The sequence below is a fragment of the Nocardia flavorosea genome (assembly GCF_015477805.1).
Taxonomy (GTDB): Bacteria; Actinomycetota; Actinomycetes; order Mycobacteriales; family Mycobacteriaceae; genus Nocardia; species Nocardia flavorosea_A.
In genome coordinates this window covers 278,555-290,925 of record NZ_JADLQL010000004.1, presented here as the reverse complement: position 1 = coordinate 290,925, position 12,371 = coordinate 278,555, and the positions used below count along the sequence as shown (strand labels likewise).

Genomic DNA, 12,371 nt, shown 5'->3' with positions numbered 1-12,371 from the left:
GGCATATCCGTTCGGCGCGGTACGCCGGCACGGGGCAGGTCCCGGCAGTGGCCGGCCCCAGCGGTCTGCCGGACGGGACTCGGCCGGTACCGCGTACCGATGCCTCCGAGCTCGGCTGACTCCGTCGACGGTCCCGCCCCTGCGTGCACGGTGAAGTTCTCGCACCGGTCGGCAGCAGTGGGTGGGCGGGTGCCCGGCGACCGGGAGCGATCTCGGCGGACCCATAGTGAACCGGCCGGTGCAGGGTGCGATCCCATGCACCGGGTGACCGTAGCGACGGTGCCGGCACCATGAACTCGGTGGAATTGTCAGCGGTCGCTCGGAAGCGGCGAGGTGGCTGCTCGGCGGTAGCGGATGGCGGGAACACCGTCCTCGACGGTGACGGAGGCGCGAACACCGTAGACCTTGTGCACGAGGTCTTCGGTCAGGGTTTCGGCGGGAGGTCCGTGGGCGGCTACCCGGCCGCGGTCCAGGACCAGCACGTAATCGCAGAACATCGCGGCGAGGTTCAGATCGTGCAGGGCGACCACGGTGGTGATGGGCAGTTCGGTGACGAGATCGAGGATTTCGAGCTGGTGGGCGATATCGAGATGATTGGTGGGCTCGTCGAGCAGCAGTTCACCGGGTTCCTGGGCGAGGGCGCGGGCTATCTGGGTGCGCTGCCGTTCGCCGCCGGAGAGGGTGCGCCAGGTGCGGTGCGCGTGTTCGCCGAGCCCGGTCGCGCGTAGCGCCCTGTCGATCGACTCGTCCTCTCGCGGATCGGTCCCGAACAGGTCGCGGTGCGGGATACGACCCAGGCGCACGACATCGCGGACGGTGATATCGACCTCGGTGTGCGCATGCTGGCCGACCAGCGCGACCCGGCGGGCCAGCGGGCGGCGGCCGAGCCGTTGCAGGGGCGTGCCGTCGAGGGTGACGGTGCCGCGGTCGGGTCGCGAGATTCCGGCGAGCAGCCGCAGCAGCGAGGATTTACCGGATCCGTTCGGCCCGAGTAATCCGACCGTCTGCCCCGGTAGCGGACGGATATCGATATCGTCGACGACCAGGGTTCCGCCGCGGGTCCACGACAGGTGGGTACCGCTCAGTGTCATGAGAGCACCTGCCTCCTGTGGTTCGCCGGTCGCCCGCGGTGTTGCGGCGGGGTCATTCGGTGCTCCGGGTACGGAAAAGCAGCAGCGCGAACGCCGGGACCCCGATCAATGCGGTGACCACCCCGACCGGCACCTCCTGCGGAGCGAAAACGGTGCGCGCCAGCGCGTCCACCCAGACCAGCAGCACTGCGCCGAGAACGGCGCAGACCGGCAGCAACCGGCTGTGCCGGGGGCCCACCAGGAACCGGGCGGCATGGGGGAGTACCAGGCCGACGAAACCGATTGCGCCGGCTGCGCTCACCAGCACCGCGGTCATCAGGGCGGTGATGACGAGCAGCAGCAGCCGGGTCCGGCCGACCGCGATACCCAGCGTCGCCGCGGCCGACGACCCGAAGGTGAACGCGTCCAGCGCGGAATGCCGCCACCAGCAGAGCGCGAAACCGGCGGCGCAGACCAGCGCGGTGACCGTGACGTCGGTCCAGCTCGCGCCCGCCAGCGAACCCAGTAGCCAGAACAGGATGCCGCGGGTGCGCTCGGCATCGGCGGAGGACAGCACGATGAACGAGGTGAGCGCGGAGAACAACTGGGTGCCCGCGACCCCCGCCAGCACCACTTTGGCCGCGCCGCCGCCCGCACCCGCCGCCAGCAGCAGCACCAGGCCGAACGAGACCAGCGCACCGGCCAGCGCGCCGGTCGACAGCGATATCAGACCGCCGCCCACGCCCAGCACCGCCACGACCACGGCGCCGGTGGACGCGCCGGAGGAGATGCCGAGGACGAACGGGTCCGCGAGCGGATTGCGCAGCAGCGATTGCATGATGGCCCCGCAGACGGCCAATCCGGCGCCGCAGATCGCGGCGAGCAGGGTCCGTGGCAGCCGCAGTTCCCAGACGATGCCTTCCCGGATCGTCGACACTTTCGAGGTGCCGATGCCGAGCTTGTCGAACAGCACGCCGTAGACATCGCCGATCGACAGCTCCGCGGGACCGATGGTGATCGTGAAAGCCATCGAGACCACCAGCACCGTCAGCCCGAGCAGCACCAGCGCGGCCGTCGCGGGCGCGCGCGTGACCGGGGCGGACGGTGCTGTCTGCGGGCTCACGAACCGTAGCCCCACCGCTCCAGGGCATCGGCGACCTTCTCGATACCGTCGACCGTGCGGATCGACGGATTCAGATCCGCGCCGTTGACGACGATGTAGCGCTTGTTCCGGACGGCGTCCAGGCGCGCGGTGACCGGGTTCGATTCGAGGAACGAGATCTTGCTGTCCAGGGCGTCGCCGGCCAGGCTGCGCCGGCTCAGATCGGCCAGTACGAGCGCGGTCGGGTTGCGGTCGAGCACGGTTTCCCAGCTCACCTGCGGCCATTCGTTGGTGGTGTCGTCGAAAATATTCTTCGCGCCGACCGCGTCGGTGATGATGCCGGACGATCCGCAGCATCCCGCCATATACGGCGTGGAGGTGTCGGCGAACCAGTACGCCAGCGAGACATCCTGAGCGGCGATCCGGCCGACCGCGGCATCGTGGCGGTCCCGCAGTTCGGTGACCAGCTGTTCACCGCGTTCGCGCACATCGAAGATCGCCGCGAGTTCGCGGACCTCCTTGTACACCGAATCCATGGTCAGCGGTTCGGTGCGGGCACCGTCGGCGTTCACGCTGACATCGGTTTTGCCGTCGCAGTCGGTGGGCGACAGGTAGGACGGCACGCCCAGTTGCGCGAACTGGTCCCGGTCGGCGACCCCACCGGTGCCGAGGGTGCCGCCGAAGGAAGCCGCGACGAAATCGGGCTCGGTATCGAGTACCACCTCGAACGAGGGGGCGTTGTCGGCCAGCCGGGGGACCTTCGCGTTCTCGGCCCCCAGATTCTCGCGCACCGGATCGGTCCAGGTCGCGGTGCCCACCATCCGGTCGGCCAAGCCGAGTGAAAGCATGATCTCCGCCGACCCCTGGTTCAGGGCGACCGCACGCTGCGGGGGAGCGTCCACCGTGACCTCCACCCCGCAGTTGTCGATCGTCATCGGGTAACCGTCCGGGGCAGCCGCGTTGTCCATGATGGTTCCCGCTTCGGTGGCCGAACAGCCGGTCAGGGCGGCGACGGACAGAACGGCGGCGATGAGTAGTGGTAACGACCGCATCAGGGCGTCGACTCCTTGCGTCTGGGCCTGTGCGCGAGGCCGGCGTCGGCGCGGCGCGTGAACGATCGGACTTCACCTGTACGGGTGTCACCGTTGCGCGCCAGTCCCGGACTCCCACCGGGTTCCCTCACCACGCCGCAGGCCGCAATGCGGCCGCAACCATGCTATCCGACGCCTGACTGGACGTACGACCAGGGCGAATTATCGGGTCCATCTCCGGGGGATCGGCCACTCGTACCATTATCCGGTACCATCAGAGGAGGACCCGGAGAGGAGGCCGCCGATGACCAGCATGTCCGCCAGTGAAGCGCGCGCCAGCTTGTACCCACTCATCGAACAAGTGAACGACGACGCTGTCGCCATTCACATCACCAGCCGTAAAGGCAATGCCGTGCTGATCTCCGAGGACGAGTACAACTCCCTCCGCGAGACGCTCTACCTGATGCGCTCCCCGGCCAATGCCGCACGCCTCGCTGAGGGCATCGCCCAACTCGAGGCCGGTGAGTCCGTCGAGGTGAGCATGGACGACCTTGCGAAAGATATCGAGTGAAGGTCACCTTCGCGAAGGTTGCATTCGAAGATCTGGGTCACTGGATCGCGACCGACCGCAAGATGGCGCTGCGCATTATGCGACTGATCGACGATATCGGTCGCGACCCGTTCACCGGGCTGGGTAAACCCGAGCCTCTGAAAGGCGATAAATCAGGGTACTGGTCGCGCCGGGTCAACGACGAACACCGCTTGGTCTACGCGATATCCGGCGACAGCATCCTGATCGCGCAGGCCCGGTACCACTACTGACGGCTGAGCGGAACAGTACGGCGAATCGTCCGATCGGAGGACGCGGACCGCGGGCACGGATACCTACTGTCGACTTGTGGAGACGACGACGCAGACCCGGTCGCCGATCGGTGCCGCAAGCATCTTCGTGGTACTCACCGCGGTCGCGATGTGGTGGATATTTCTCATCGACGGCGTCGGCGCGCTCATGGTCCCTGAGTACACCCGCGGCGCGCATATCGTCCGAGCGCTCGGTGCCACCCTGTTCGCCGTCCCGCTGATTGCGCTCGCCTTGCGATATCCGGTCCGCCGCAGCTGGGCGGATATCGGACTGGAGCGGGCCGGTGCCGGACTGCGGCAGTTCGCCGCCGGGGCGGGGTACTGGCTGGTTCCCGCGGCCACGGTTCTGGCAGTTGCGGTCGCGGCCGGGTGGACCGAGATCACCGTGCGGGCCTCCGCCGTCGAAACCGCCGGTGTGTTGCTCGGCCTCACGGTGCTGGTCCTGCTGTACGAAGCGATTCCCGAGGAACTGGTCTTCCGTGGATTCCTGTACACCGCGCTCGCCGGGCGCTGGTCGCCGGCATGGTCGGTATGCGGGCAGGCGGTGCTGTTCACGGTATTCGGCGTGGTGATCGGCGCGGCGGCTTCCAGCGATCGGATCGTTCTGTTTGTCGTGTTCGCGGCGCTGCTGGGTGCGTTGCGCGCGGTAACCGGCAGCCTGTGGACATGCATGGGTTTCCATACGGCATTCCAGGTAACGGCCCAGTTGCTCGTCGGTGATCACTGGTCGCAAGCCGAGCTCGCCGACCCCGACGGCACCATCTCGGCACTGGCCTTCGTCGCGGTCCCGTTTCTCATCACAGCGGCTCTGCTGTGGTGGCGAAACTCGCGTGCTCGCCGCGGTACCGGTGCCCGAACGTGATGGCGATTTCCTGCCAGCGTCCATGCCGTCGATCGCGTTTGCTCGAAGTACATCAGCAAACGCGAAAGGAACGAAATGGCAGAGAACATCGTGGTGATCACCGGCGCGACCCGCGGAATCGGCCGGGCGACCGCCACCGCCTTCGCCCGTAAAGGCTACCGAGTGGTGGTGACCGGGCGGCGCACGGAAGCCGTGGACGCCGTGGTGCGCGAACTGCGGGACGAAGGGCTCGCGGCCGAAGGCGAGCTGCTGGATGTGTGTTCGGTCGACAGCGCCCGCTGCCTGGCCGAATCCCTCGGTGAGCGGCACGATCACATCGACGTACTGGTGAACAATGCCGGGATTCTGCCCGAGGCGACGGCATCCGGGACGGTGAACTTCGCCCACCCCGGCGCATTCACCGAAACCCTGATGACCAACACCTTCGGCCCCGCCAACGTGATCGAGGCCCTGCTGCCGCTGGTCCGGCGCGCTCCGTCCGGCCATATTGTGAACGTCTCCACCGAGATGGGATCGCTGACTGCGCAACGTGACCCGGAATCGGCCTACTACTCGATGGTTGTGCCCGGGTATCAGGCGTCGAAAGCCGCCCTGAACAGCCTCACCGTGGGCTTGGCGAAACTACTCGCCGATACACCGGTGCGCGTGACCTCGGTCTGCCCGGGTTTCGTCGCGACCGAACTGGCCCCGGCCTCCGCGGACGCACCGACCGTGCCCGACGACGCGGCACGGATCATCCTGTCCGCCGCGGAATCCGCCGATCCGTGCCATAACGGCGCTTTCGTCGGCGCGGGCGGCCCGATCCCTTGGTGATCAGCCGGAGGCCCGGCAGGCGTCCATGATCCGATCCCGGGCGAAGGCCGAAAACGACTGCACTTCCGCCCGGCGGCCGGTCCACTCGTCGGCCACCTCACCCAGGTAGCCCGCGCGGGCGAAGCGCAGTACCGCGGCGTGCTCGGCGGGCAGCCGGGGTATGAGCGTCTCGGCGGCATCCGCCTTGGACAGCACGGTGCCCGACTCGGCCGTTACCCACATCCGCGCGAGGGTGAGCACGACATTGCGCTCGTCGCCCGGGCTTCCGGCGATCAACTCCGGTAGCCCGGCGACGATCGCGCGGATGCGGTCGCGCGCCGGAACCGGTTCCAGGAGTTGCACGGCGGGCGGACCGGACAGCACCGACGAGCGATCGCGCACCATGGTGGCGAGAATCGTCAGATCCGGGTCTTCGGCGGGGGCGGACAGGTACCCCTGTTCGAACTCCGCCCGCAGCCATTCGCCGTAGACGAAATCCGCACGCGGTGGGAAGCGCCACGGCACCAGGTCGTCGCGGACCACCACCGTGAGCTCCACCGGCCGGGCCGGACCCGACCGCGGCCAGCGGCCGGATAGGCGTAACAAGCCGTCGGCCAAGGCCTTCCGGGCAGTGTCGTCCAGCGATCTGTCGACGACGGCGAACAGATCGATATCGCTGTCGCGGCGTAAGCCGCCGGCCACCGCCGAGCCGTAGAGATACAGCCCGACCAGGCTGTCACCGAGGGTGTCCGTGAGGACCTCGGCTATCGGGGCTGCTTCGGTGATCGGATCCGGTTGTGCTCCCACCTCCTCACCATAGGCACACCGGCGGACGTTTCCGGAATAGAAATCCTGCTTACGGTGGATCGCAGATGGGGGTTGTCACGGAGGCGGCCGGGCCCTGTGGTGACATAGGTTCGGTGTTATCCCCGGCGTGCGCGGGATCGCGTGGGGCCGGGTGACCGGCCAGGAGAGTGAGGTGCGGTGTGAGTGCCATCGATACGGCCGTTGCCGATCACGGTGTGGAACCGGATCCGCCCGTCACGGAAAAGGCCGTGGCGGTGCGCTGGCCGTTGATCGCGCGGGTGGGGTTCCGTTTCGGCGTCATCTACACGGTTCTGTTCTGCGTCATGATCGGACAGGTCGTCTTCGCTCTCGTCGCGGTACTCGATGAGTGGCTGCCCGACACCGCGCCGATGTGGCCGCTGCAGCAGGCCGCGCCGGTGCTGGAATGGGTCGGGCGGACGGTATTCGGGATCGAAGCCGTATTCCAGCCGAACTCGGGCAGCGGTGATCAGGCCGCCATCTGGGTGATGCTGTTCTGCATCGCGGTCGTCGCCGCCGCGGTGACCCTGGTCTGGTCGGTGCTCGACCGCCGCCGTCCGGCCTATCCCCGGCTCGCCGCCTGGTTCCTGACCGGGTTGCGACTCTGCCTGGCCGGGCAGATGCTGTTCTACGGTATCGCCAAGGCGATACCGAGCCAGATGCCGCCGCCGTCGCTGACGACGCTGCTCCAGCCGTACGGGCAGCTGACACCCATGTCGGTGCTGTGGTTACAGGTCGGCAGTTCGCCGGTCTACGAAATCCTGCTCGGCGTCGCCGAACTCACCGGCGGCCTGCTCCTGCTGCTGCCGCGCACCGCCACCCTGGGCGCGATGCTGAGTGTGGTGAGCATGGCGCAGGTGTTCGTGCTGAACATGACCTTCGACGTACCGGTCAAAATCCTGTCCTTCCACCTCCTGGTCTTCTCGCTGGTGCTGCTCGCCCCGCAGGCCCGCCGGTTCGCCGATTTCTTCCTGCTGGCCCGCCGCGCCGAACCCGCGGTCCAGCCACCGCTGTTCACCACCGCCCGCGCCAACCGCTACGCGACCTGGGCGCAGGCGGCATTCGGTGTCTGGCTGATTGCCGGAACGACGTGGATCGGCTGGGCCAGTTGGCAGGAATTCGGCGGCGGCGCACCGAAACCGGAGCTCTACGGTATGTGGGAGGTCACCGAATTCCGGGTCGACGGCGAACCGGTGCCGCCGCTGCTGACCGACGAGACGCGCTGGCAGCGGCTGGTGATCGAATTCGAGGGCGCGGTTACCGTTCAGGGAATGGACGGACGCCTGATGGTGGTTCCGGCGGAGTCGGATCCGGCCGCGCACACCTTGGCCGTCGTCACCGATCCGGGCACCGAAGAACCACCGGCCACCTTCTCCTACACGCGCCCGACCCCGGAACACCTCCAGTTGGAAGGTGAACTCGACGGCCGGCCGACCCGAATCGAGCTGAGCGCGGTCGATCCCGGCGCCTTCCCGTTGAACGGCGACGGATTCCACTGGGTGCAGGACTATCCGAGCGCGGGATAGCGATCGATCGCCGGGCCGTTGTGGCGTGAGAAAACGGCCGACCCGGGCCGCGATCTGCGCAGGGGCTTGCCCGTCGATCGAACGGGCACGACCGCATCCGGCGATGACTACCAGGAAAACTGTGTGCGGACGGCACCTACCCGACGCGGTAGGCTCTCGACGGTTCTGATCTTCGAGGGGGAATTGTGCTCCGGTGGTTCGTTCTGATCGGTGTCCTGGTGGGGGCGGTCGCGTGTGGTTCCGATGCGCAATCGCCGACCGGTGGTGTCGATGACCTGTGGGTTACCGTCCCGCAGAACGGTGAGCAGTTGCAGCAGGTTCGGCAGCGCACCCGCGCGCTCGACGTCTGCGCCCTGCTGCCGCGGGAGGAACTGGCGACCGTGGGCGAGGTAGTCGTGCGTACCACGGGCCCGGGGGCTTGTGAGGCGACTGCGGGCGAGGAAACCACGGTGATCTGGAGTGTGGAGGTCGATGCCGTCACCGGTGCGACCGAGATGCCGTACGGAAGGACCAGCACGGTGGGGGATACGTCCGTGTGGACGGTGTCGGATCGGGATACCAGGCCGGACGCCGACCCGGCCGAGCTCACCGAACGAACCTGCTCGGCTACCGCGCGGTACCCGTCTACCGCGAGCTTCTATCTACAGGCCACCACACCGCCGGAAACCGATCCCTGTCCGATTGTCGAAAAGCTGCTGCCCACCGCCCTGACACAATGGGCGGCCGAGCCCGCGCAAGGAAGCTCGCCCGATACGGAGGTCACCGCGCTCACCGGTCAGGATCCGTGTGCCGTGCCCCGGACGCTGGACGGTGCGGCACTCGATGACGCACAGACACTGTGGACCTGCTCGTTCACCTACCGTGGGGACGAAATCCTCATGGAGTACAAGTATCAGCCGATCATTGCGGGTGTGGAAAGGGAGGTCGAGTTCACCGTTGCCGGAAACCCGGTCGACCGCTACGACGCCGGAGACGGTCACCTGACCTACAACGCGGTGGCCGGAGCGCCGGTTGCGGTGGAAGAGGCTACGTACTCGAACGGCCGGGAACCGATGGTCTCCGTCCATGGCAGCGACGCCGCTGTTTTGGAAGAAGTGGTCCGGCTGGTAGTCGAACAACTCCCGCAGCCGTGATCGCCGGGTCCTCAGGCTCCCGGATGCCCACCGGTTCCGTCGTCCCGGGCATTGGCTGAGGGATTATCGGGCTCCGGGACGCAGCGGGTAGTCCTCGGAGTCGGAGAAGTTCCTCGATCGACTCTGCGGTCCGCATTCATGTCGGGCGATCGAACTGGTCACGGCCCCGCCTTCCACTGCGCGGGGGATGATCCGGGCCGACGATTTTTGCTGGGACGGTGTAGCCCCCTCGGCGGTCGGAGTGCGATGACCGTTAAGTGCCGGTCACCGGTGGCGATCGCAGGTCTCGTCATCGCCGACGCGGTGCTCGCTTCCGAAGAATTCATCGCTTTCGCGTCGAATCTCGGCGTAATCGACCGCAGGCAGATTCCGATGTCGCTCGATGAGTTCGCCGGCAGTGAGTGCGTGTCGCCGTGGAACAGGACGCACCTCGGCGACTTCGACGCCGTTGCTAGTTACCCGGACGGTTTCACCGGCGGCGACGGCGTCCATGATCTGCGCCGAGCTGTTTCGGAATTCGCGTTGGGTGATCGTCGGCATGAGTGCGAATGTAGTCGTCGATAGCACAGTGGTCTGCATGGGCTTGTGCGGGTATGGAGAATCACAGTTCTCCTGGGATGACGCCTGGTTGGTCGGGGGCACGCCGGCCCGGGACCGGGCCGGTGATGCCAGGTTGGCCGGCGGGGTCGGAGAGTGGAGCCCCGGATGAGGTCTGGCCGGAAGGCGGCGGTGGTGGGGCGGGGCCGGGGTCGTTCGGTACTGGAGGCGCTTCGGCGGCGGGAGGTTGCGCGGGGGCAGGAGGTGCCGGAGCGGGCGGGGTTTCGGGTGGTGCCGGAGCGGGTGAGTGTTCGGTTGGTGCCGGAGCTGGGAGGGGGGCGGGGGATGGGTTGTCGGTGGGGGCCGGAGTCTCCGGTGGGGGCGTCTGCCCTTCAGGACTCGGTGCGGGGGCCGGCTCGGTGGGCGGTGGTGCGGGGATGGTGCCCGGCTGATCAGGCGGCGGTTCGGGGTTCGCGTCGTCCGGTGTGGTGCCGGTGGACGACGGTTGCGCGGGATCGGAGGTGAGCTGCGGGGTGGTGATGGGCGGAGACAGTGGGGGCAGGGCCCCGGGCGGCGGAGGTGGTTCGGGGAGAGCCGGTACACCGCTGCCGGCGGTGGTGTAGGCGGGTTTGTAGACCATGTTCATGGTGAGGACCGCCTCTTGGCGCAGGACTTCCTGCACCATGTCGGCGTCGATCACCTTCGCGGCTTCCAGTAGGCGGGCCAGCGCGCCGACGGGGCCGGTGTCGCCGGGCGGGACCACCGCGATCTTCACCGCCTCCGCGGCGGCGGCCACCGCGCCGAGGCGCAGCCCGACCTGGCCGACCACTCCGGCGAGTTCTTCGATCGATTCGGAGAAACTGCGGGTGCAGGCTTCGGCGGCGTCGGCGGCCTCGCCTTCCCATTCGGCCTCGTTCATGACCAGGTTCGCGTTTGCGCGGGTGAGCGGGAAGGTGCTCTGCAGGGTGGCGGCGGCGTGCATCCAGGTGCCGGAGAGGCGGAGGATCTCGCCGGCGTCGATCTGCTGGGTGGCCTGGTAGATGTCCTCGTGGCGCATGGCTTCGAAATGTTCCATGGCGCTGATGTAATCGGGGTCGCTCCCGGTCATCTGGCCTCCTTCGGCGGGAGTGCATGCGAGGTGCGGAGGTAGCGGATCATCGGGGGATCCTCGCTTCGACGGCGCGTACCGCCGCGGCGTTCGCGGCGTCGGCTTCCTCGTACAGGCCGCCGCTGAGCAGGAACGCTTCCTTCATGCGGTAGGCGGCTTCGATGTAGTGGTCGAGCAGGGCCGCCGTATCGCGGGCTTTGTGACCGAAACCGGCCTCGAGTTGCCGGGCGGAGATCAGGCCGCCGAATCCGTGTGGGTCGGCCGCGTCTTCGAGGCGTTGCCTGAGCTGGATCAACTGGTCGGCCTGCTTGTCGTAGAAGTCGGCGCAGCGTCGCGCCGCCTCCGGATCGAATTTGACGGTTCCCGCATGAGCTGCCTGGCGGAACCGGACGATCTCGGCTCGACTGTCTTGGATTTGCATGACTCGCGCACCCCTCCGTCGGTCACGCTCAGCCTAATGGGTACCGATGGGCCGGCCCACCCGTAATCCGCGTATGACCGACCGGGTACGGGCGTGCGCCCGGACGCAACCCGAGACGGGATCCGCGGGTTCGCGGGAGACCGGGGATCAGGCGGGGATTCGTTTTTGCAGGTGCACCGCGAGTTGTTCGGTGGAGGCGGGCACGATGTGCACGGTGTCGTCGGCTTTGAGCAGATAGCGGCCGTCGTTCTCCAGATCGAGCCACGTGTAGTGCACCGCGGGGGGTGGTTTCGGCCGGTCGAGGTGTGGCTCGATCCGGATATGGCCCTGGGCGGTGTGCGGTGCGCTCAGCAGTTTGCGGATCGGGGCGGCGGCGCGTTCCTCTTGGACAACGGTTTCGGTATCGCGCACCGCCGCGGTGGATGCCGTGCGTGCGGGATGACGTCCGGCCCGGGATTTCGGGAGCAGTGCGGCGAGCCGGGTGCCGAGTTTGGCGCTGTGACCGATGGACAACCGGATGGTGCCGCCGAATTCCGCGGTACGGCCCGGCTCCTGCACCGCGAGGACGGCGCGGTCGTAGACGACGCAACCCAGTGCGCGTAGTTCCCGGCCCGGTTCGGCGGCGCCGCCGATGGCGATCACACGGGTGTGCGGGTCGGCGAGAATGCGCAGGCAGGTATCGCGGTCGGGGTCGGGCGGCAGACGCCGGGCGAGTTCGGCGTAGAGCGCCCGGGCGTCGCGCTCGGTGCGCGGGGATTCGAGGACACGTAATGGATAGGGGAGCCGGTCCAGGTCGGCTTGGCGCCATACGTGCGCGAATTCGTCGGGGGTCAGGCTCCAACTCACGCGGAATCACATCCTCACCGATACCTGCGCGGGCTACAACAGCCTAATAGGTGTCGCCGGGCGGGGCGCATCGGCACTGGTTGTACCGGCGGAGCGAAAAGATGGTATGCCGTGGCGGCAGGTGCCGAGTGCACCGGTCGGGCGGCCGAATATCGCCGCCACATCGACCGAGGCCGGGCCGGGGTGCAGTCGGAGCGATGCCCGTCGGACGTACGGAGATCGCCGGCCCGGGCATCGGCCCGGGGCCGGGGCCGGGG

The 12,371-nt window shown here is 67.9% G+C and carries 14 protein-coding genes; 6 read left to right on the top strand and 8 right to left on the bottom strand.

From position 1 onward, the window contains the following. Positions 1–308: 308 nt before the first annotated feature. The 3 genes from IU448_RS20015 to IU448_RS20005 all read right to left on the bottom strand — a co-directional run bounded on the left by IU448_RS20015 (position 309) and on the right by IU448_RS20005 (position 3,224). Entirely contained in the window at positions 309–1,091 is a 783-nt protein-coding gene (locus tag IU448_RS20015) for an ABC transporter ATP-binding protein (protein ID WP_195057190.1), read from the bottom strand. 52 nt (positions 1,092–1,143) lie between these two features. Continuing rightward, entirely contained in the window at positions 1,144–2,100 is a 957-nt protein-coding gene (locus IU448_RS20010) for a FecCD family ABC transporter permease (protein WP_195057467.1), read from the bottom strand. Positions 2,101–2,189: 89 nt separating this feature from the next. Next, on the bottom strand, positions 2,190–3,224 hold the full coding sequence (locus IU448_RS20005) for an ABC transporter substrate-binding protein (protein ID WP_195057189.1): 1,035 nt from the start codon (positions 3,222–3,224) through the stop codon (positions 2,190–2,192). A gap of 283 nt (positions 3,225–3,507) precedes the next feature. Between IU448_RS20005 and IU448_RS20000 the strand changes: the two genes are divergently transcribed. The 4 genes from IU448_RS20000 (at position 3,508) to IU448_RS19985 (ending at position 5,739) form a co-directional block, all read left to right on the top strand. Next, positions 3,508–3,774, top strand: a complete 267-nt coding sequence (locus tag IU448_RS20000) for a type II toxin-antitoxin system Phd/YefM family antitoxin (protein ID WP_195057188.1) — start codon at positions 3,508–3,510, stop codon at positions 3,772–3,774. Then, positions 3,771–4,025: a Txe/YoeB family addiction module toxin gene (locus IU448_RS19995; protein WP_195057187.1), complete on the top strand. Its 255-nt coding sequence runs from the start codon at positions 3,771–3,773 to the stop codon at positions 4,023–4,025. The genes IU448_RS20000 and IU448_RS19995 overlap by 4 nt, the downstream gene beginning before the upstream one ends. Before the next feature lie 76 nt (positions 4,026–4,101). Further along, positions 4,102–4,926 (top strand): CPBP family intramembrane glutamic endopeptidase, encoded by an 825-nt coding sequence (locus tag IU448_RS19990; RefSeq protein ID WP_195057186.1) that lies wholly within the window; start codon positions 4,102–4,104, stop codon positions 4,924–4,926. 75 nt (positions 4,927–5,001) lie between these two features. Further along, the gene (locus IU448_RS19985; RefSeq protein WP_195057185.1) at positions 5,002–5,739 is read left to right on the top strand and encodes an SDR family NAD(P)-dependent oxidoreductase; all 738 of its coding nucleotides are present in this window, start codon (positions 5,002–5,004) and stop codon (positions 5,737–5,739) included. Here IU448_RS19985 and IU448_RS19980 read toward each other — a convergent pair whose 3' ends face one another. Then, positions 5,740–6,525 (bottom strand): aminoglycoside adenylyltransferase family protein, encoded by a 786-nt coding sequence (locus IU448_RS19980; RefSeq protein WP_280458673.1) that lies wholly within the window; start codon positions 6,523–6,525, stop codon positions 5,740–5,742. A 179-nt stretch (positions 6,526–6,704) separates the two neighbouring features. Between IU448_RS19980 and IU448_RS19975 the strand changes: the two genes are divergently transcribed. Then, complete coding sequence (locus IU448_RS19975) at positions 6,705–8,069, top strand: DoxX family protein (protein WP_195057184.1); 1,365 nt, start codon at positions 6,705–6,707, stop codon at positions 8,067–8,069. A gap of 185 nt (positions 8,070–8,254) precedes the next feature. After that, positions 8,255–9,202 carry a hypothetical protein gene (locus IU448_RS19970; protein ID WP_195057183.1) on the top strand — a complete coding sequence of 316 codons (948 nt, stop codon included), beginning with the start codon at positions 8,255–8,257 and terminating at the stop codon, positions 9,200–9,202. 264 nt (positions 9,203–9,466) lie between these two features. On the opposite strand, the gene IU448_RS19965 is transcribed toward IU448_RS19970, so the two are convergent. The 4 genes from IU448_RS19965 to IU448_RS19950 all read right to left on the bottom strand — a co-directional run bounded on the left by IU448_RS19965 (position 9,467) and on the right by IU448_RS19950 (position 12,114). After that, a complete protein-coding gene (locus IU448_RS19965) occupies positions 9,467–9,694 on the bottom strand; it encodes a hypothetical protein (RefSeq protein ID WP_228813778.1) in 228 nt (75 codons plus the stop codon). Positions 9,695–9,803: 109 nt separating this feature from the next. Then, on the bottom strand, positions 9,804–10,847 hold the full coding sequence (locus IU448_RS19960; RefSeq protein WP_195057181.1) for a hypothetical protein: 1,044 nt from the start codon (positions 10,845–10,847) through the stop codon (positions 9,804–9,806). 46 nt (positions 10,848–10,893) lie between these two features. Then, positions 10,894–11,268, bottom strand: a complete 375-nt coding sequence (locus tag IU448_RS19955; RefSeq protein WP_195057180.1) for a hypothetical protein — start codon at positions 11,266–11,268, stop codon at positions 10,894–10,896. Between the two features lie 147 nt (positions 11,269–11,415). Next, positions 11,416–12,114, bottom strand: a complete 699-nt coding sequence (locus IU448_RS19950) for an ESX secretion-associated protein EspG (RefSeq protein WP_195057179.1) — start codon at positions 12,112–12,114, stop codon at positions 11,416–11,418. Positions 12,115–12,371 lie beyond the last annotated feature (257 nt).